The sequence below is a fragment of the Helicobacter sp. T3_23-1056 genome (assembly GCF_053654535.1).
In genome coordinates, this window is record NZ_JBSIUU010000018.1 from 1 (window position 1) to 17,287 (window position 17,287).

Sequence of the window (17,287 nt, forward strand, 5' to 3'; positions counted from 1 at the left end):
ATTTTGAGTTTAAAAACCCAAAATTGCAAGAATCTAACAACATAAAATCACAAACAAAAGGCGAGATTTTGCAAGAAAAAACGCCTTTTATGCGTGATTAAAACCAACACAAAGGAAGTAAAATGAGCCTACAATACAACCCTAGCAACTGCGTAGCTTGCGGAGCGTGCCAAAACTGCTGCCCTTTAGGCGAGGGGGCTATACCATCAGTTAGCCCACTTGTCATAAATAATAATTGCCTAAACTGCCCAACTTGCCAAGAGGTATGCCCAGGGGGCAAAGCTGTGCTAAGAAGTGATTTAGATTATCTTTTGCCAAATTTTGTAAGTGTTTTTGGGGATTTGAAGCCAAAAAATAAGCCAACAACACCGACAACGCCTGAAAATCCCAAAGACAACACAGGAAGCGAGGGCAAAGACACCACGCAAGGACAACCAAGCGAGAATCCAAAAGAAAATCCAATCGACAAAGACAAAAACGAGCAAGATTCTAGCAAGGCAGAATCTAGCCAAGACAAAAGCGAATCTAGCACAAACGACAAAGACACCAAAAACGACACAGACAAAAGCGATGAAAAAAGCGAGTCTAGCACAAATGATTCTAGCCCAAAAAGCGAGTTTATCCCTACTCCCCCCCCCCAACGCAAATTACAAGCAGTATAAAAGTTTTGCAAGAGATAAAATCTTTGCAACGCTACTTAGCCACGATAAAATAACCCGCGCCTTTTTGGTGGCTTAGTTTTTGCTTTTTTTTGATTTTTGATTTTGGTAGATTTAGTCTTTTTTGTAGCCTAGTCTTTTGCTACCAAAATGCACAAAAAGCAAAATCTACAAAAAAATATCACTCCACAACAACTAGCCACGCACACGATAAATCTTTTCACGCCACATTTTACCCCCCCCCTTTTTTTTTGCATGCGCGATTTTGCTACACACTCCCCCGCACACGCACACAAAAACCGCCCCGCACAAAGACGCGGGCAAAATTTTAGGGGTATTTTTTGCTTATTTCTTTTTGCCTTTAGAAAAAAATTTAGCGAGGGGGAATTGTGAAAAAAATTGCAGGGTGTCTTGCAAAAATGTTAAAATCTAGCAGAATCTAAAATGACAAAAACAACAATGATTCTACTAGGATTTTGCTATATGCACAATCAAGATCGCATATTTAACACACAAAAACTTCAAAACCCAAAAAACTACAAAAACATTTTTTAACAAACCTTCTAAAAATCACCATTTGGCATCACACAACTTAATTTTTAAATTATGTTACTTATCGTAATTTATCAGTTCAAAAATAAGCAAAATCAAAAAAAACAGCAAATATGTTATGATATTCTGTGATTTGAAGCATATCTAACAATATCACAAAGCACAAAAGGAAACTTATGCAAACCCTTAATATTGGAATTTTTAGCACGCTAATGTTGGCTGTTTTGGCGATTTATGCAGGGGAGTTTTTTAGAGATAGGATAAAGATTCTAAAAACTTGGTGTCTGCCATCTGCTGTGGTGGGTGGGACAATTTTTTCTATATTCACAGCAATTTGTTACTCAAGCAAAATATTGCAATTTACATTTGACTATGAAGTAATAAATAGGTTTTTTTATAATGTATTTTTTGCGGCTACAGGTTTAAGTGCTTCTTTGGTGTTGCTAAAGCGGGGTAGTAAGTTAGTGATTATATTTGCGATTTTGGCAGCCCTTTTGGCAATTTTTCAAAATATACTAGCACTTGGCATAGGATATATGATGGGTATGAATCCGCTTGTTGCGCTTATGGCAGGTAGCACGCCATTAACAGGAGGGCATGGCAACTCTGCTTCATTTGCGCCCATTGCTGTTGCGATGGGCGGTGAGGGAGCATTAGAAGTAGCTATCGCAGCAGCAACTTTTGGGCTTATAAGTGGATGCATAATGGGCGGACCACTTGGCAAAAAGCTGATAACCAAATATGGATTGGATAAAAATTCCATTGCAGAAAAAGATAGCGACAAAAGCATAAACGAAAAAATCAAATCTTTTGTCAGCGCAAAAAGAGCACATAAGGCTGTATTTATTTTGCTTTTGGCGTGTGGGATTGGCGAAGTATTTTTTGTAATATTTCATACATTGTTGCCAAAAATAAGCCTACCTATACATTTGATGAGTATGTTTGGTGGGATTTTGCTAAGACTCATATTAGATTCACAAACAATCAATCCACAAGACACACAAGCAATCAAAGAGAGAGAAGCACTCTATGAGAGTATCCAAATCGTAGGCGCAGTCTGTCTAAGTTTGTTTGTATCTTTGTCAATCATCACTATGAAATTATGGGAGCTAGCTTCTTTGGCATTGCCTTTAATCACTATTTTACTTTTGCAGTGTGTGTTTATTTATTATTTCATTGTTTTTATTACTTTTAGATGCTGTGGCAAAAACTATGATTCTGCTATTATAAGCGTGGGACATTGTGGATTTGGGCTAGGTGCTGTGCCTGTATCTATGGCTACGATGAGCGCGGTTTGCGAGAAATACCACTATTCCAAAATTGCATTTTTTGTCGTGCCTTTGGTTGGTGGATTTATCAGCAATATCACAAATGCTATCATTATCACAATATTTCTAAATATCGCAAAATCTATGCTTTAGATTTTGCGATATTGTTTTGCAGTCGTTATTTATAAGGCTATGTCTGTATGGTTTTGTGTGGCAAATTTAATTTTAATAAATTCTTGCAAAGTTTTTATATGTAGCGATATACTTGTTTTTGTGTGATTGATAAATCAAAGCTACTTTATGCGGGCTTAAGTTTGGTTAATTTGGGTTAAAACAAAAAATAATGATTTAGCGAAAAATTATGACCAATTCACATAAATTGACACAAAAATTTATAAATTTTCATAAAACTCTAAAACGCTAGCAAAATTTGTCGCCATAGATTTACTGCAATAGCAATGAGTTTTGGCAAATCTTTCCACGCATTTTGCACTACATTATCATAATGTAGTTTTTTGTGAATCACGCACGCTTGTAAAGAAGCGGAGGATTCTTAACCAAAGCAAAACAATATCAGCCAACTCGAAAGGCTTTTGAGATAAGCAACTATTTATTTATGCAAGATTATGCTAGGGTATTTGCTTTTTAGTCCGCTCTTTAGTTGCTTTGTCGCCCACACACGATGACTAGAAATGCCTAAAACCACACAAAAACCAAGCGTATTTTTGCCAGTGAATGCAAAACGCAAAATCACTGCCACTTTGTTTATCATACTACAAACTGCTTTGGCGCAACCTTATTTTATTGTTTATCCCCATTTGGTTTATCAGGGTCATCGATTTTGTGCGTTTCGATGATACGAATTTCATTGCCTATTTCTTTTTTGTCAAATGGCTTGCCATCATTGCTAAATAGCAACACTTTTTCTTTCAGCTCGACTACATTTTCTATTTCATTATATGTGCCACCTGTGGCATTTGCGATATTTTTTAGAAGCCTTACATTCTCGCTCGCAGATTTTCGCGAATTAAACGGCTTAATGGCAAAAATATGGATTTTTAGCAAGTTGTCTTTGTCTGTGCCTGTGAGATGTGTTTTTAGATTCTTTGCGGTGGATAGCACGCGTTGTAGATTTTGCGGGTCATCTGCCGCGCCATCTGTGATGAGAAACACCTCTTTTTTTAGCCCATTTGCGTTGGTGAAATGTCGCATACCCATAATGAGCGACAGATTTACCATATTATCACTAGAGGCGATATTGTTCGCATTTACGCCATTTAGGGTGTTTGCAAAGTCTTGCACATCATAAAAAGTCCCCCTCTCGCTAAGTCGTATGTAAGTAAAAGTTACAAGTGAGATTTTGGCAAACTGCTTGCTTCTATCGCCTAAAATATGCTCCCCCACAAATGGCGCAATGCCCTTTAATGCGCTAATGTAATTGCTCATCGATTTGTTTGTGTTTAGCACGATTGCGACTTCTTTGGTGGGATTTTTGCTAAGGTAGATATTGAAATCGCCATCGCTAAAATGCGTGATTGTGAAGTGTTGATTTTGTGGGATATTTTTGATAGTTAGCGTGTCGCCTTCAAGCGTGTAGAGTAGCTCTCTATCGGGGCTTTTGTAGAGTTTTTGCGCTTCGTCAAAAATCCCGCCAACAAGCAAATCATTATTAAAAATAATATTCAAATATAGCGTGTTTGGGTAGTTATTTGCGTCAATGCTATCGCCATTTTTTGCAAATATTACGCGTTTTTGCGCGCTTTGTAGTGGGCTTTGTAGCGTGGGGCGAGCTTGTGAATCTTGTGAAGTTGGCGTGTTTTGCGGGCTTTGTGATTCTTTTGAAGCAGTCGCATTTTGAGGCTTATTTTGTGGATTTTGCGGGCTTTGCGGATTTTGTGAATCCTGTGAAATAGGCTCATTTTGTGGCTTTGGATTATTGGCAGTGTTGTTTTTGGCACACCCAGCGCAATACATTACAAAGCATATCACGCATAATAGCGAAAGTATTTGTTTAGAGAATCTCATTTTCTTCCCTTTGTGTCTTGGTTTTATGTGGCTTGAAGCGCGATTGACTTCAAAATCTTTTAACACGATTTTAGATAAATCTTAGATAGAATCCTTGCATTATGCCTAAATTTCGCTACTTTACATAAAATGAATCAATAAAATTTTCTTGTTTGGATTAGCTTTTTTCTAGCATTTGTTAAATCTAGCATAGCCATTTTGTGCGAAACGACACAAAATCTAGCCCAAATCTAGCCAAACCACGCAAAAATAGATTTACGCAAAATCCTAAATAGATTCTTATAAAATCGCTATTTATCCTTGCAAGCTATGACAAAACAAGCTATGACAAAGCATTGCGCGCCATCGCAAGACATTACAACACATTGCAATACATTGAAAAACATTGCAAAAAATTGCAATCTAGGCAAAATCTTGGGTTTTTATAAAAATAGATTCTAAGCAAAAAACAAATGTAGATTTATGAAATAAATTTTAGGCTTTTAATGGCTCAAAAAGGGCTGACAAAGGGATTTGTAGGGCTTTTGAGAGTTTGTAGATATGCTCTAGGTTGAAATGCTTGCCGTAGCGGTTGTTTTCGCAGTTTGAGTAAAACGCTACGGATTTTATGCCTATCTCTAGGGCTAAGTCTAGCTGTGAGATTCCGCTTTTTTCGCGGTAGTAGCGGACATTTGCAGAGACTCGCGCATAAAATGAGGCGATTTCCTCATCGGTGGCATTGCTGAAATTTTGCTCCATTTTTATAGCTTTAGAAAAATAAATTATCCTATGGGATATTTTCTTATTGCACTTTACTAAGATAGAATCCTTTTTTATATATCCTATGGGATAAATTTATGGGGACAAAAAGCCAAAAAGGAGTCAAAATGGCTAGTGTGAGCGTAGATATAAAATGCAAATGTGGCAAGTTGTTAGCGACAAGGCAAGTCAATTCAAGTCCAACAGCAAAATCTAGTGGCAGTATGACTTGCACAAACTGCAAAAGGCACATTAAGTGGGATATTGTTGGTGGAAAAGCTAGTGTATACGAAACAGGAAAATAGTAAGGAGCACAAAATGGGAATTTTTGACATAGCGAAAAAGGTAGGAAACGAAGTCTATAAACACGCCAAAGAGTATGTAGATGAAAATGCTCAATGTAAAGAGAGATATGAAAATGCTAGTGATGAAGAACTCATCTCTAGGCTTCGTATCGGCTCGATGTCTGCTGAAAATGTAGCAATTTTAAGCGTGCTTAAAAGCAGGGGTTATGATAACGAAACCATAAAAGAATTAAAGGGCTGTTAGGAATAAAAAGGGTAAGTAGCTTTGGTAGAGTTTGGGTTAGTTTTATACCTTTAGCACAAACAAAGCAAAAAAACTAAAAAGGAGTGAAAAATGTGCTTATTTAGAGTAAATCAAAAAATGCTAAATGTTAGTGTTTATTGCGTTCTTGGTATATTGTGTATGTTTGTATTGACGAGTTGCGACAATAAAAAAACCCCGCAAGACTTACGCGCAAAGTTTGAATCTCAATTAAAGAGCGGATTTTCTATAATGTTGCCACTTGTTAATACGGAAAGTAGGCTTCCAAAAGATGCGCCAAAATGTCTTGCTAAAGCCGCTTCTCAAACTTTTAGCGATGAGGAAGTGCGACTTATCATAGATTCATCTTTTAGCGAAAGAATGCAAAATGCTGAAAGTATTATGGCTATACAGCAAAAAATAGAATCTCCGCAGTTTATGCTTAGATTTTTCAAAAACTGTGGATATTAAAATCAACTAACCAAACTTAAAAAAGGAGAAAAAATGGTAACACCAATGCAGGCGGAAATGTATTTTCGAGGTTTTATAAAGGGCTGGCGTAAGGGAGAATTTATAGGGGCAGGGGTCATAAGCGGTTTGATTATGATTGCCTGCTTTTGGAATGGCTCTTGGGGCTGGGGCTTTATTTTTTTAATAGCTTGTGCTGTTATATATTATATTGTTTCGCTTTTTCCTAGCGATGCGGACATTGATAGGTCTTTTATAGAGCTAAAAGATGAAAAAGCAAAAGGTTCGCTAGATAGGCTTGGTATAGAGAAACAAGACATTATCCGAGAGCCATTTATCGTAATGGGTGCAGATGTGGAGAGATTTGAGGATTCTGTATTGGGTGAGGACAAAGTAATGCGATACAACCCTATGGTAGCAGCGGTTATCCATTTTGGGAAAAACCAAATATTTGTCAATGAAATATCACTCAATTTGATAGAACCTAATGGATATGTTGGCAAGACTAATGAGTTTTTCTATAAGGATATTAGCTCTGTTAGCATACAAGATGAAAAAGCAGGCAAAATGTTTTCTATCAAGGTGCAGGGCGAAATAGAGCTTGCTATCGCTGTGGATATGGATAGGGCGTCATTAGAAGCCGCAGAGGAGGCTGTTTCTACGATTAGAAAAATGCTACGAGAAAAGAAACAATCCTAAATTTGAATTTGCCATAGAATCTAAAAATTTAGATTCTATGTGTCAAGCACAAAATATAGAAGGGTATGAATGTTTAGACTAAGTGCTTTTGTATTTGTGGTTATGTTGTTTATGGGGTGTGATATTGTTGATTTTAGTGTTGATGAAAAGACAATTTTTGCGCACGAACTCAAAACTTCTCTTGCGATAGAGGGGCTAGATGAAGCAATGGATAAATATAAACGCAGGCGAGAAACCGCATTAAACAATTTTGAGCAAGTCGAACAAAAGCGCAAACAAATGGAATCTCAAATGGATAAAATAAATGCAATATCTGAGCATTTTGATTCAACAAAGATTCAAAAAGAGCATAAAGACTTGATAACAAACATTTTTGATTCGATAGATAAAGTAGAAAATATTTTTCGTAAAATTGGCGAGCAGGGAGATTTACTCAATGCTCAAGAAAAAGAAATGAATGAAGAGTATTTGATGCTTTTTTTGGACGCTGGGCATAGGCTAGGACAAAAGCAAAAACTCACAAATATGAAGGTTTATATAAAATCTTTAGATGAAGCTGTGAAAAATATAGATGATTTTATTTTAAAAATACAAAATGATAAAATCCACGAGATAGAAAAATTTGAAAAAATATCTAGCGAAGCAGAAGTAATAATAGATGAACACATATCAATTTGTGATAACCTACTACAAAGAATTACGCAAACAAACTAAAACAAGTTTTTAAAAGGCTAAATACAACTTAAGTAGCGCGAAATTCAACCATAAACTTAGCTAATTGATTTTGCATTCATAAAAATCGCTTGATTTTGTCGCAGAAGTGCCATTTTTAAAAGAGCTTGCTTCGTTTGCATTTTTCTCGCTTAGGCAGGCGTCTTGTTTTTCTAAATATTCTTTAAATTTTTGCACATCGGTTTTGGATTTTGGGACAAAGTTTTTGATAGATTGTGTCTTGGTGGTAAAGCTAGATTTTGAGTTGCTAGCATATACGGGGGTTTTTGCACAGATTTGGCTGATACTTGCGGGGAGTCGCACGCCACTAGCACTCATAGAGCATACAAACTCTTTGATTTTGGCATTGCTAATAATCATCGGTTTAAAGGCGTTTTCTTGCATACTTGCCATACCTAGTAGCACGCCACTTCGGCTAAAAAACGGACGCCCAAAAATGATTCTTTGCTCATTTTGTATCGGTAGCTCTATGGAGCTTGCCACCGCCTTGCCTACGCGTAGCACACTTATGTCAGGGTTGTTAAAAGTCGTAGTAACGGTAAAATAATCGCTAGCTTGTGTAGAGGGCTTGGCGATGTTATAAGCGTTGTTTTTCATAAGCCTTGCGTGATAGAAACTCTCTTCGCGGATATTGCAATAATCATCAGTGTATTGCTCCACTTCAAAAAGTGCTAGCCCACGCCCTTTGTCAAGGGCTTTTAGTCGAAGTTTGGCTATGCAGATTAGATTTCCTGCGCTATCATCGCGCATTTTTAGTAGCATTTCTTTTGGGTAGGCAGAGGCGTTGTGTGCTAGTTCAGCGGAGGTCAAAAAGATTTTGTCAGGCAATAATAGCCCAAATCCGCTACGATAGCTACCATCATCAAAACTCACCATAGCAAGCCCTATGTAGCGAATCCACGGAAAACTTTTTTGCACTTCTTGAAAATCTTTTGGCAGGCTTGTTTGCATCACTAGCAAGTCTTGCAAGCCTTTTTTGGGGGCTGGGAGGTGTAGGGATTTTGGTGTGTGGGTTGGGATTTTGGGAGGGGATTTTGGCTTTGGGGTTTGGGGGTTTGTTTGTGGCTCTTTTATGGCTTCAAATTGCTTGGCGATTTGGGATTTTTCTTTTGTGTTAGATTGCGTTTTAGATTCTGCATTGGCAGGGGTAGAATCTACTTTATGGCTAGTTGGATTTTGCGAATTAGCGCGTGAATCTGCGCTCGCAAAACTCCCAAATATCACAAAAACAATCCCTAGCAAAACAACAATATGATTTTTAGCATTTATAGTGCGCATATTCGTCCTTGAATCAAGCATTTTAAAAACACGATAAATTAAAGACAACATAAGACAAACTCGCAAAAAGTCTTATAAATATCTTTAAAGCAAAAACTTTGGCTAGCAAAATCTTTTAGTCGGGCTAATCGGGGGCTTAGTCTAGCCAAAATGTAGTCATCAAAATCTTGCTATTAAAATCTAGTTAAGGACAAAATCGGTAAAATACGCGTTGCTTTAAGCACTCTTTATCGTGCAATCGCACAGAAAAAAATAAAAAAAGGAGCAAGCAATGAAAGAGCTAAAGACATTTAACCCAAGCAAAGAGGAGCTAAAATCCTACCAAAAAGCCAAAATCAGCACGAACAAAGGCGATATTATTGTCCGCTTTTTTGGGGAGGCTGCACCACAAGCGGTTAGCAATTTTGCTACGCTTGCAAGCAGTGGATTTTATGATAATCTATCATTTCATCGCGTGATAGCGGGGTTTGTAGCGCAAGGTGGCTGCCCAAAAGGCGATGGCACAGGGGGTCCGGGATATGCTATCAAATGTGAAGTGGCAAACAACCCACACAAACACAAAAGAGGCGCGCTATCTATGGCGCACGCTGGGCGCGACACGGGAGGAAGTCAGTTTTTTATCTGTTTTGTGGATTTGCCACATTTAGATGGAGAGCACACGGTGTTTGGTAGCATAGACGCGGAGGATAAAGATAGCTTTGCGGTGCTAGATAGCATAAAGCAGGGCGATAGTATCGTGCGTATTGAGATTTTGAGCGAATAAAATCTAGCTAGCAAAAAAATGGGAGGGGGAAATAAGAGGGAAAATAAAGTGTGTCAAAAAGGTAGAGTAAAGAGGGGGTATTTAAGCGCAGGACTTAAGCATAGGTTTTAATCGTAGTTGGAGTCTATAAACATTACTTCAAAGATTCTAAAAATCCTTAACCAAAATCTAAAATATCTAAAACATATTTTAGCAATGCCTTAAAAAAGTGCATAAAAAAACCTAGCCTAAAATCTTAAAAAGATTCTAAGCTAGGTAAAAAAACTAAGAGTTAGAAAAGGCTAAATTTATTTAGCTTCTTCTGCCTTAGTTTCAGTCGCTGGAGCTTCTGTGGAAGCCTCTGGAGCTGGTGTAGCTTCAGTCGCTGGAGCTTCTGTGGAAGCCTCTGGAGCTGGTGTAGCTTCAGTCGCTGGAGCTTCTGTGGTAGTAGCTTCTTGTTTTGGTTTGTCATCACAACCTGTAAACAATACGCCTAGAGCCGCTACAAATGCAAAAAGAGCCAATTTTTTCATGAGATTCTCCTCAAAAAATGAAATAGAACTGAATTTATAACATAAAAAAGGTTAATCAATCCAAATAAATTTGCGAAATATTTGTATAAAAAACTCATATTTTGTTAATTTTTCTATAAAATACTCCAAAACAGCTTTGATGAAATCCGCTTATGCAAGCCAAACTAAAATCCAACATAACCTCCCACAAAATGCCCACCAAGACACAACATAAACAACAAAAAAAGGAGCGAAAATGCAAAATCTAACTATCATAAACCTAGATGCAAAGACTTTAGGCGGAGCAGATTTAAGCGAGCTAAACAAATATGGCAACTACATACAATACCCCACCACCACCTATGCCCAAACCATAGAGCGAGCAAAAAAAGCAGATATTATCCTCACAAATAAAGTGATTTTAGATAAGCCGATTTTAGAAAAATTGCCAAATCTAAAACTCATCTGCGTAACCGCCACAGGCACAAATATCATCGACATTGATTATGCCACTTCACGCGGGATAGAGCTAAAAAATGTCGCTGGATATTCCACTCTAAGTGTCGCTCAGCACACTCTCACGCTAGCCCTAGATTTCCTTAGTCAAATGCGCTACTATGATAGCTATGTCAAAAGTGCCAAATGGTGCAAAAGCGATATTTTCACTCATCTAGGCGTAGGCAGAGAATCCCTAGCGGGCAAAAAATGGGGAATCATAGGGTTTGGCAGTATCGGGCAGAGGGTGGCGCATTTGGCAAAAGCATTTGATGCGCAAGTGTGCTATGCCTCCACAAGTGGCAAAAACAACAATAATAACGCCAAAAGAGTCGAGCTAGATGAACTACTAAGGCAATGTGATATTATCTCTATCCACGCCCCGCTAAATCCCGCGACAAAAAACCTCATAGATTCTAGCAAGATAGCCCTGCTAAAAAAAAGCGCGATATTGCTAAATCTAGGACGAGGCGGAATCGTAAGCGAAGAAGCGGTGGCAGATGCGCTAAAAAATGGAGCGGATTTTTACTATGGGGCAGATGTGCTAGAAGCAGAGCCTATGAGGGAAAATCACCCATTTTTAGATTTTACAAATGAAACCGCTAATCGTTTAATCATTACGCCACATATCGCGTGGGCTTATGGCGACTCGTTAAAAGATCTTGTGCGACTAAGTATCAAAAATGTCGTTGATTTTGTGGAGCATAACAAATAAAGGCTTTGAGTAAAACCTTTGAGCGCGTTTGCCAAAAATGCAAAAATAGATTCTCTTAACATTGATTAAAAATCTATTTGGATTAAAAATCTATTTGGCAAACCAAAAAGCCACACCAAAATCTACCAAAGACGCAAAATCTAGCAAATAACAATCTAAAAAGAAGCCAAAATGAAACGACTTTACCAAAGCAGTGCCAATCTTGACAAGAGAGCGATTAGCAAGTTTTTGCTAAGCGAAGAAATCCTAATGGAAAACGCCGCAAACGCGCTAGCCTCGCTTATATCACGCATAACGCACAAAAAAAGCGTCATCACTATCGTATGTGGTAGCGGGGATAATGGAGGCGATGGCTACGCGCTAGCACGCAGGCTAAAAGGCGACTATCTAGTGCGCGTCTATGAGGCAAAAGAGCCAAAATCCACCCTATGCAAACTCCAAGCCCAAAGGGCGCAAGTGTGCGAGGTTGAGTGGGCAAAAAAGATTTTGCCCTGCGATGTGGTGGTGGATTGTTTGTTTGGGAGCGGGTTTAGCGGGGAGCTAGATAGCGCGTTTATCACACTTATTAGGCAAATGCAATCTTGCGCTCGGGTAAAAATCGCGTGTGATATTCCGAGCGGACTAGATATAAGCAATGGCTTTGATACGCGGGTAAAAGAGGCGTTTAAGGCGGATTATACTCTTAGTATGGGTGCGCTAAAAGTGGGGCTTTTTAGCGATAATGCAAAGGATTTTGTAGGCGAAGTCTTAGTTGGGGATTTGGGGATAGCTAGTAGCGAATATGAGGTGCAAAGCCCATTTTTTTTGCTAGAAAAAAGCGATTTAGCCCTGCCTACTAGGGATAAAAAAGCCGTGCATAAGGGGGATTTTGGGCATATCGTGTGCGTGTGTGGAGAAAAGATGGGGGCTAGTATCTTAGCGTGCAAAGCCGCGCTAACAATGGGAGCTGGCAAAGCAAGTTTATTGCCCGCTAAATGCCTTAGCACGCAAGAATCTAGCGATGAAGCTGATGAAGCTGATAAATTTAAAGAAACTAAAGAAAATATAGAATCTAGCAAAGATTTGGTAGTAGATTTTAGGCTAGATTCTACCCAAATGCGTGAAATCATCGCTACAAACCCTGAAATAATGCTTGATTTTGCCCTGCCAAAAAGTTGTGTGCTAGTGGCGGGAATGGGGCTAGGATTTTGTCAATCTAGCACACAAAATCCTACTTCGCGAGAAAAAAGCGCATCTGCCACAATCAATAAAAATATCCAAAATGCCATAAAATCCGCGCTAAAAAATTGCGCATTTGGGTTATTTGACGCGGATATGTGCTATGCAGAGGTATTATGCGAAATCTTAGAGGATTCTACATTGCAGGGCAAGGTCGTGCTAACCCCGCACCCAAAAGAGTTTGCAAGCCTTGCTAGGATTTGTGGGATTTTGCAAACGACTAGCCAAGATTCTAACCAAACTGCCGACATAGAAGAAGTGGTGGCAAATCGTTTTAGCCTAGCATTAAAATTTAGCCAAAACTATCCGCAGGCTACCCTGCTACTAAAAGGTGCAAATACCATAATCGCTAATGGCGGCAAAATCTACATAAACCCTCTAGGTAGCCAAGCCCTTGCCAAAGGTGGCAGTGGCGATGTGCTTTGCGGGGTTATCGCAGCATTTTTAGCGCAGGGATTTTCCCCGCTAGATTCTGCGATAAATGGCTCTATCGCCCACGCCCTAGCCTCTCACAAAGAAAAAAATGCCTACGCGCTAACGCCACTAGGGCTAATTACGCATTTGGGGAATCTATAAATGACAAATTTTTCTCAAACCAATTTTTTGCAAAGCACGCAAGATACGCAACATAGCGCGCAAAATCTACAAAAACTCTATGAACTCTACCTCAACAAATCTTTTGGCGTGGAGTTTATCGCCCAAGATACCCCACGCATAATGCCTAGCAAACAGCTAGAATCTAGCCTAAATCATCAAATCAAAAGCTGTCATCTTTGCGCTAGAAGCAAGCTAGATACGCCAAAGCTAGATTATGTGCGAAATGATAGTGTGGTGGCGTTTGTGAGTGAGTTTGCTATGGGCGATATGAAAGCAAAATCAAATTCTGCAATGCCGTTTTTGTTTGACTCCAAAGGCGCGCAAATGCTCCAAAATATCGCACAAAATGTATTTAAAACCGAGTGTTTTAGTATATTTTCACTACTAAAATGCGCTACCAAACAATCCACACAAGAAGAAATAACCTCTTGCAAACCCTACCTCATCTCCCAACTATCACAAAGCCCCGCCAAAGCCGTAGTGCTTTTTGGCGAGGTGGTGTGCGAAGCGGTGCTAGGGCTAGATTTTAGCCATAAAGGCGTGGTGCTAGATTTGCTAGGCAAAAAAGCAATCGCTACCTACTCACTCCCCCAGCTACTGCGAAATCCATCGCTAAAAAAACAAACCTTAGAGCATTTGCAAACCCTGCTTGCCAAAATCGCGTAGAATGCGCGTAAAATGTGCCCATAATGCAGGTATCTAAGATTTTTTAGAAAAATTGTTTTGTTGGGATATTTTTGGGCATTTTGCACGAAAATCTATATTAAATAGCGTTTGTATAGAGCGCGCAAGCAGGATTTTACAAATGACTTATCATCAAAATGTAGAATTTTTCTATCTTTTATTAAGCATATTAACGGCATATTAACTGAATTTTTGATAAAGTCTTATCCAATCTATCTAGCCATTATTTTGATTTTGCTTTGATTGTGGATTTTGGGTGTCTAAATCTACATAAAATACGCAAAATCCTGTGGCGATGATTGAGAAATCTACTTCAAAGGACTTAGTATGTTTATGACTACTAAAAAGCTTCTAGCTTTGGCGTTTCTAGCGATGTGTAGCCTTGCTTTTGCAAAGGACTATGAAATCAAAATGCTTAACAAAGGCGCAGAGGGACCTATGGTATTTGAGCCAGCGTTTGTGCATATCCAGCCCGGAGATACTATCACATTTGTGGCGACTGACCCTACGCATAATGCGCGAAGTGTGGTAATCCCAGCAGGCGCGGAGAAGTTTCAAACACCACAAACGATGATGAGAAACAAGGGTGAAAAATTTACTATCACACCAAAAAAAGAGGGCGTGTATGTCTATGAGTGCATACCACACACGCCTATGGGTATGGTAGGGGTTTTTCAAGTAGGCAAAGCTACTAATATGTCTCAAATCAATGATGGAATATTTAAACAACCAAAAGCAAAAGAGCGACTAGGCAAATATATCCAGAAAATCAAAAAATAGCGCGAGCGTAGCGCGGTTTTGTCGCTTTTTTTGTTATCTCTGCAAAATCGCAAAATGCGATTTTGCCCCCGCTACTTAGAATCTAAGAAATCTTGTTTGAAACAAAATCTATTAGATTTTAAGTGGCTAGACTTCTTTTTTATTGTCTTTTAGATTCTGCTAAATCCCTCAAAATAGCCTATATAAGGATTCCCCGCCTTTGTATCTAGCATTAAACGGAAGTTACCCGCATTTTGCAAATACCCCATTTTGAAAGTATAGTTTTGTAGCAACCCATCAACCCAAAGATTAAGCACTAATCCGCTATCTAAAATCCTATCACAGATTCTAAAGGTTGATTATTGTATTTTAGCAGTTTGGCAAAAAGCAAAATACGCTCTGTATATTCCTCATAAGTGGCAAAATCCCCCCGCTTTTGCAAACGCTTCTTTGATTGGATTTTATATCCTTAGTTGTTTCTTTGCCTACTATATTTTAGTTTTTTAACTAGATTCTCATTTCTTTTTGGCAAAGGCTAGAGCTTGGGCGATTTTAGCGACATTGTCATTTCTTATCTCCATCCACACGAGAAACAAATCCGCAAGCCACCATACCCCAAAAGTCAGCCAGCAAAATAAAAGTTTTGCCACACCTAGCCATATATCGCCTTTATAAAATCTATCCGCACCAAAATATCCTAGCAAAAACCCAAGCACAAAACCAATAATAGGGCTTTTTAAATCAAGCGATACAAGCGAGTATAGCGAGGATTCATCGACTTCTTCGAGCTGCTCTTGTAGGATAAATGCTTGCGCAGGCGGGATTTTGTCTTGCCATTGGTTCATTAGCATTACCGCATTATTCATTGTAGCCCTTTAAGAAGTGGCTTTGTTGTTTTTTACAGAAAAAAGATACTCTTGTATGCGAAAAAAATTGTCTTTTTGTATGCCTTTATAGACAAAGTAACTATCAATATACACAGCAAGCATATGAAACGCAATCAATATACAAGCTAGAATCAACATTGTCTCATTTCCGTTAAAACTAGCATACACGAAGAATAAAAACACGCAAAAATAACCAATGATAAAACCTACGCCAATGGCTATATCTAAGTCCTTGCTTTTATAAAATCTACCCACCCCCAAATATCCTAAAAAGATTTGGAGCAGTAGTCCTGTTAAGGGATTTTTAAAGTTAATGCTTAATATTCCTAGCAAAGTTTTTTCATCTGTTTCTTTGCATTGTTCTAGCGTGTGGATTCTACCTTGCTCATCTAGTTTGTTTTCTAGCGTCATAGATAGCAGGGCTATATGTCTTAGATTTGTTTCCATAGTTTTTGTCATATAGCGTATAGGATTTTATTTAGGTTCTTTTTTCGTAGCTTTTTGCCTGTGAGAAACAAATCTACTATCCACCAAATCCACGCAACAAGTGCTAGCAACAATGCGATAAGTTTAACGCCAAATTCTGCATCATCTAGCACGAATGTTGCGAATAGTGTCAAAATAATCCATATCCCTAGCCTAATCCCACCTAGTAACATATCGCCAATCATAAATCTACCCACGCCAAAATTCCCAAACAAAAAACTCCCCACCCAAAACACAAGCGCAGGGCTTGTTAGATTTAGTGAAGGGAGTTTTAACGCTAGCTCATCTCTTTGCGCATCGGTTAGATTATCAAGTTTTTCGCGCAAGAGTTGTTGGCTTTGAATGTCCTTTGGTAGCTTATCTTGCACCATTAGCAGTATCGAATTTGTATCCATTTTTGTCCTTTATTTGCAGATTTTAGTTGCTTTTAGCACGATTTTTGCCGAAATTGTGGCATATAAAAAACAACGGCAAGTATGCTACAAAAAAAAAAAAACGGATTTCAAACAACAAAACATTGCAGGATTTAAGAAGCGTTTTTAAGAAGTATTTTGTATATCAATAAAACAAAAGGCAAAAAAGTAAAATAAGATTTTGTCATTGCACACCAAACAATCAAAATGCAGTTTATTTAAGAAAATCGTTAGTTTTTTTTGTGTGGATTTTTTGTCTTAGTCTTTGTCATTGCGAGCAAAATGAGCGTAGGCGAATTTTGCGTGGCAATCTAAAATCCTCCTCCCTTTGCGGAGGGGGTGCAGTGGGTGGGTGTCATTGCGAGCGCAACTTGTTGCGCGTGGCAATCCACAATCAAAAATTACCAAATAACACTTTTTTATAGTTTTTGGTTATAGATTGCCACGATTTTGCGATTTTTTACAAAATCGCAAAATCTCGCAATGACAAAAATCTATCGTCATACGGAGGTTTTGCAAAAAAGCGAAGTATCTCAAGCTATTGATATAAATAGAGACATTTCACTAACGCTCAATATGACAAAAATATATTGCCACGCCATCTTTTACACGCTCGCTCGCAATGACGAAGCAACATTGTCATATTGAGGTTTCGCAAGAAACCGAAATATCTCTATTGCACTGTGGTTTTAGAGATATTTCGCGCTCACGCGCTCAATATGACAAAAGCTCCGTCATTGCGAGCGGATTTGTCAAAATCCGCGCGGCAATCCAAAATAAAAAATTACCAAATAACGCTTTTTTATAGTTTTTG

At 38.5% G+C, this 17,287-nt stretch carries 24 protein-coding genes; 14 read left to right on the forward strand and 10 right to left on the reverse strand.

Annotated elements, in window-relative coordinates; all coding sequences use genetic code 11:
- Positions 1 to 122: 122 nt before the first annotated feature.
- Both ACWIUO_RS09530 and ACWIUO_RS09535 read left to right on the forward strand, forming a co-directional pair.
- Positions 123 to 662 carry a hypothetical protein gene (locus ACWIUO_RS09530; RefSeq protein ID WP_454177670.1) on the forward strand — a complete coding sequence of 180 codons (540 nt, stop codon included), beginning with the start codon at positions 123 to 125 and terminating at the stop codon, positions 660 to 662.
- A gap of 725 nt (positions 663 to 1,387) precedes the next feature.
- Positions 1,388 to 2,632, forward strand: a complete 1,245-nt coding sequence (locus tag ACWIUO_RS09535) for a sodium/glutamate symporter (protein ID WP_454177671.1) — start codon at positions 1,388 to 1,390, stop codon at positions 2,630 to 2,632.
- A gap of 457 nt (positions 2,633 to 3,089) precedes the next feature.
- Here ACWIUO_RS09535 and ACWIUO_RS09540 read toward each other — a convergent pair whose 3' ends face one another.
- The 3 genes from ACWIUO_RS09540 to ACWIUO_RS09550 all read right to left on the reverse strand — a co-directional run bounded on the left by ACWIUO_RS09540 (position 3,090) and on the right by ACWIUO_RS09550 (position 5,242).
- Entirely contained in the window at positions 3,090 to 3,251 is a 162-nt protein-coding gene (locus ACWIUO_RS09540) for a hypothetical protein (protein ID WP_454177672.1), read from the reverse strand.
- A 29-nt stretch (positions 3,252 to 3,280) separates the two neighbouring features.
- Complete coding sequence (locus tag ACWIUO_RS09545) at positions 3,281 to 4,504, reverse strand: hypothetical protein (RefSeq protein ID WP_454177673.1); 1,224 nt, start codon at positions 4,502 to 4,504, stop codon at positions 3,281 to 3,283.
- A 474-nt stretch (positions 4,505 to 4,978) separates the two neighbouring features.
- Entirely contained in the window at positions 4,979 to 5,242 is a 264-nt protein-coding gene (locus ACWIUO_RS09550; protein ID WP_454177674.1) for a helix-turn-helix domain-containing protein, read from the reverse strand.
- 128 nt (positions 5,243 to 5,370) lie between these two features.
- Between ACWIUO_RS09550 and ACWIUO_RS09555 the strand changes: the two genes are divergently transcribed.
- The 5 genes from ACWIUO_RS09555 to ACWIUO_RS09575 all read left to right on the forward strand — a co-directional run bounded on the left by ACWIUO_RS09555 (position 5,371) and on the right by ACWIUO_RS09575 (position 7,669).
- Positions 5,371 to 5,547 carry a hypothetical protein gene (locus tag ACWIUO_RS09555; RefSeq protein ID WP_454177675.1) on the forward strand — a complete coding sequence of 59 codons (177 nt, stop codon included), beginning with the start codon at positions 5,371 to 5,373 and terminating at the stop codon, positions 5,545 to 5,547.
- 13 nt (positions 5,548 to 5,560) lie between these two features.
- Positions 5,561 to 5,791 carry a hypothetical protein gene (locus ACWIUO_RS09560; RefSeq protein ID WP_454177676.1) on the forward strand — a complete coding sequence of 77 codons (231 nt, stop codon included), beginning with the start codon at positions 5,561 to 5,563 and terminating at the stop codon, positions 5,789 to 5,791.
- A gap of 90 nt (positions 5,792 to 5,881) precedes the next feature.
- On the forward strand, positions 5,882 to 6,259 hold the full coding sequence (locus ACWIUO_RS09565) for a hypothetical protein (protein WP_454177677.1): 378 nt from the start codon (positions 5,882 to 5,884) through the stop codon (positions 6,257 to 6,259).
- 33 nt (positions 6,260 to 6,292) lie between these two features.
- On the forward strand, positions 6,293 to 6,955 hold the full coding sequence (locus ACWIUO_RS09570; protein WP_454177678.1) for a hypothetical protein: 663 nt from the start codon (positions 6,293 to 6,295) through the stop codon (positions 6,953 to 6,955).
- A 69-nt stretch (positions 6,956 to 7,024) separates the two neighbouring features.
- The gene (locus ACWIUO_RS09575) at positions 7,025 to 7,669 is read left to right on the forward strand and encodes a hypothetical protein (RefSeq protein ID WP_454177679.1); all 645 of its coding nucleotides are present in this window, start codon (positions 7,025 to 7,027) and stop codon (positions 7,667 to 7,669) included.
- Between the two features lie 60 nt (positions 7,670 to 7,729).
- Here the strand turns inward: ACWIUO_RS09575 and ACWIUO_RS09580 are convergent, their stop codons facing one another.
- The gene (locus tag ACWIUO_RS09580; protein ID WP_454177680.1) at positions 7,730 to 8,965 is read right to left on the reverse strand and encodes a hypothetical protein; all 1,236 of its coding nucleotides are present in this window, start codon (positions 8,963 to 8,965) and stop codon (positions 7,730 to 7,732) included.
- A 271-nt stretch (positions 8,966 to 9,236) separates the two neighbouring features.
- On the opposite strand from ACWIUO_RS09580, the gene ACWIUO_RS09585 reads away from it, so the two are divergent.
- On the forward strand, positions 9,237 to 9,728 hold the full coding sequence (locus ACWIUO_RS09585; RefSeq protein ID WP_454177681.1) for a peptidylprolyl isomerase: 492 nt from the start codon (positions 9,237 to 9,239) through the stop codon (positions 9,726 to 9,728).
- A 287-nt stretch (positions 9,729 to 10,015) separates the two neighbouring features.
- On the opposite strand, the gene ACWIUO_RS09590 is transcribed toward ACWIUO_RS09585, so the two are convergent.
- A complete protein-coding gene (locus ACWIUO_RS09590) occupies positions 10,016 to 10,240 on the reverse strand; it encodes a hypothetical protein (protein WP_454177682.1) in 225 nt (74 codons plus the stop codon).
- Positions 10,241 to 10,475: 235 nt separating this feature from the next.
- Here ACWIUO_RS09590 and ACWIUO_RS09595 point away from each other — a divergent pair, with 235 nt between their 5' ends.
- The 4 genes from ACWIUO_RS09595 (at position 10,476) to ACWIUO_RS09610 (ending at position 14,708) form a co-directional block, all read left to right on the forward strand.
- Positions 10,476 to 11,429 carry a D-2-hydroxyacid dehydrogenase gene (locus ACWIUO_RS09595; protein WP_454177683.1) on the forward strand — a complete coding sequence of 318 codons (954 nt, stop codon included), beginning with the start codon at positions 10,476 to 10,478 and terminating at the stop codon, positions 11,427 to 11,429.
- A 171-nt stretch (positions 11,430 to 11,600) separates the two neighbouring features.
- A complete protein-coding gene (locus ACWIUO_RS09600) occupies positions 11,601 to 13,223 on the forward strand; it encodes an NAD(P)H-hydrate epimerase (protein WP_454177684.1) in 1,623 nt (540 codons plus the stop codon).
- Complete coding sequence (locus ACWIUO_RS09605; RefSeq protein ID WP_454177685.1) at positions 13,224 to 13,910, forward strand: uracil-DNA glycosylase family protein; 687 nt, start codon at positions 13,224 to 13,226, stop codon at positions 13,908 to 13,910. It begins immediately after the preceding gene.
- Positions 13,911 to 14,255: 345 nt separating this feature from the next.
- Positions 14,256 to 14,708, forward strand: coding sequence for a pseudoazurin (locus ACWIUO_RS09610; protein ID WP_454177686.1), 453 nt, complete (start codon positions 14,256 to 14,258; stop codon positions 14,706 to 14,708).
- Between the two features lie 149 nt (positions 14,709 to 14,857).
- Here the strand turns inward: ACWIUO_RS09610 and ACWIUO_RS09615 are convergent, their stop codons facing one another.
- The 5 genes from ACWIUO_RS09615 to ACWIUO_RS09635 all read right to left on the reverse strand — a co-directional run bounded on the left by ACWIUO_RS09615 (position 14,858) and on the right by ACWIUO_RS09635 (position 16,881).
- Entirely contained in the window at positions 14,858 to 15,004 is a 147-nt protein-coding gene (locus tag ACWIUO_RS09615) for a hypothetical protein (protein ID WP_454177687.1), read from the reverse strand.
- A gap of 198 nt (positions 15,005 to 15,202) precedes the next feature.
- The gene (locus ACWIUO_RS09620) at positions 15,203 to 15,553 is read right to left on the reverse strand and encodes a TM2 domain-containing protein (protein ID WP_454177688.1); all 351 of its coding nucleotides are present in this window, start codon (positions 15,551 to 15,553) and stop codon (positions 15,203 to 15,205) included.
- 9 nt (positions 15,554 to 15,562) lie between these two features.
- Positions 15,563 to 16,021: a hypothetical protein gene (locus tag ACWIUO_RS09625; RefSeq protein WP_454177689.1), complete on the reverse strand. Its 459-nt coding sequence runs from the start codon at positions 16,019 to 16,021 to the stop codon at positions 15,563 to 15,565.
- A gap of 8 nt (positions 16,022 to 16,029) precedes the next feature.
- Complete coding sequence (locus tag ACWIUO_RS09630) at positions 16,030 to 16,455, reverse strand: hypothetical protein (protein WP_454177690.1); 426 nt, start codon at positions 16,453 to 16,455, stop codon at positions 16,030 to 16,032.
- A 276-nt stretch (positions 16,456 to 16,731) separates the two neighbouring features.
- Entirely contained in the window at positions 16,732 to 16,881 is a 150-nt protein-coding gene (locus tag ACWIUO_RS09635; protein ID WP_454177691.1) for a hypothetical protein, read from the reverse strand.
- Positions 16,882 to 16,923: 42 nt separating this feature from the next.
- Between ACWIUO_RS09635 and ACWIUO_RS09640 the strand changes: the two genes are divergently transcribed.
- Both ACWIUO_RS09640 and ACWIUO_RS09645 read left to right on the forward strand, forming a co-directional pair.
- Positions 16,924 to 17,121 (forward strand): hypothetical protein, encoded by a 198-nt coding sequence (locus tag ACWIUO_RS09640; RefSeq protein WP_454177692.1) that lies wholly within the window; start codon positions 16,924 to 16,926, stop codon positions 17,119 to 17,121.
- On the forward strand, positions 17,096 to 17,281 hold the full coding sequence (locus ACWIUO_RS09645) for a hypothetical protein (protein WP_454177693.1): 186 nt from the start codon (positions 17,096 to 17,098) through the stop codon (positions 17,279 to 17,281). The genes ACWIUO_RS09640 and ACWIUO_RS09645 overlap by 26 nt, the downstream gene beginning before the upstream one ends.
- Positions 17,282 to 17,287 lie beyond the last annotated feature (6 nt).

Bases quoted from the DNA above. Each gene is read 5' to 3' on its own strand.
- ACWIUO_RS09630 (WP_454177690.1), bottom strand. From the start codon at position 16,455: ATGGATACAAATTCGATACTGCTAATGGTGCAAGATAAGCTACCAAAG.
- ACWIUO_RS09610 (WP_454177686.1), top strand. From the start codon at position 14,256: ATGTTTATGACTACTAAAAAGCTTCTAGCTTTGGCGTTTCTAGCGATG.
- ACWIUO_RS09580 (WP_454177680.1), bottom strand. From the start codon at position 8,965: ATGCGCACTATAAATGCTAAAAATCATATTGTTGTTTTGCTAGGGATT.
- ACWIUO_RS09600 (WP_454177684.1), top strand. From the start codon at position 11,601: ATGAAACGACTTTACCAAAGCAGTGCCAATCTTGACAAGAGAGCGATT.
- ACWIUO_RS09595 (WP_454177683.1), top strand. From the start codon at position 10,476: ATGCAAAATCTAACTATCATAAACCTAGATGCAAAGACTTTAGGCGGA.
- ACWIUO_RS09545 (WP_454177673.1), bottom strand. From the start codon at position 4,504: ATGAGATTCTCTAAACAAATACTTTCGCTATTATGCGTGATATGCTTT.
- ACWIUO_RS09590 (WP_454177682.1), bottom strand. From the start codon at position 10,240: ATGAAAAAATTGGCTCTTTTTGCATTTGTAGCGGCTCTAGGCGTATTG.
- ACWIUO_RS09645 (WP_454177693.1), top strand. From the start codon at position 17,096: ATGACGAAGCAACATTGTCATATTGAGGTTTCGCAAGAAACCGAAATA.
- ACWIUO_RS09625 (WP_454177689.1), bottom strand. From the start codon at position 16,021: ATGGAAACAAATCTAAGACATATAGCCCTGCTATCTATGACGCTAGAA.
- ACWIUO_RS09535 (WP_454177671.1), top strand. From the start codon at position 1,388: ATGCAAACCCTTAATATTGGAATTTTTAGCACGCTAATGTTGGCTGTT.
- ACWIUO_RS09575 (WP_454177679.1), top strand. From the start codon at position 7,025: ATGTTTAGACTAAGTGCTTTTGTATTTGTGGTTATGTTGTTTATGGGG.
- ACWIUO_RS09605 (WP_454177685.1), top strand. From the start codon at position 13,224: ATGACAAATTTTTCTCAAACCAATTTTTTGCAAAGCACGCAAGATACG.
- ACWIUO_RS09585 (WP_454177681.1), top strand. From the start codon at position 9,237: ATGAAAGAGCTAAAGACATTTAACCCAAGCAAAGAGGAGCTAAAATCC.
- ACWIUO_RS09620 (WP_454177688.1), bottom strand. From the start codon at position 15,553: ATGAATAATGCGGTAATGCTAATGAACCAATGGCAAGACAAAATCCCG.
- ACWIUO_RS09550 (WP_454177674.1), bottom strand. From the start codon at position 5,242: ATGGAGCAAAATTTCAGCAATGCCACCGATGAGGAAATCGCCTCATTT.
- ACWIUO_RS09540 (WP_454177672.1), bottom strand. From the start codon at position 3,251: ATGATAAACAAAGTGGCAGTGATTTTGCGTTTTGCATTCACTGGCAAA.
- ACWIUO_RS09560 (WP_454177676.1), top strand. From the start codon at position 5,561: ATGGGAATTTTTGACATAGCGAAAAAGGTAGGAAACGAAGTCTATAAA.
- ACWIUO_RS09565 (WP_454177677.1), top strand. From the start codon at position 5,882: ATGTGCTTATTTAGAGTAAATCAAAAAATGCTAAATGTTAGTGTTTAT.
- ACWIUO_RS09570 (WP_454177678.1), top strand. From the start codon at position 6,293: ATGGTAACACCAATGCAGGCGGAAATGTATTTTCGAGGTTTTATAAAG.
- ACWIUO_RS09555 (WP_454177675.1), top strand. From the start codon at position 5,371: ATGGCTAGTGTGAGCGTAGATATAAAATGCAAATGTGGCAAGTTGTTA.
- ACWIUO_RS09530 (WP_454177670.1), top strand. From the start codon at position 123: ATGAGCCTACAATACAACCCTAGCAACTGCGTAGCTTGCGGAGCGTGC.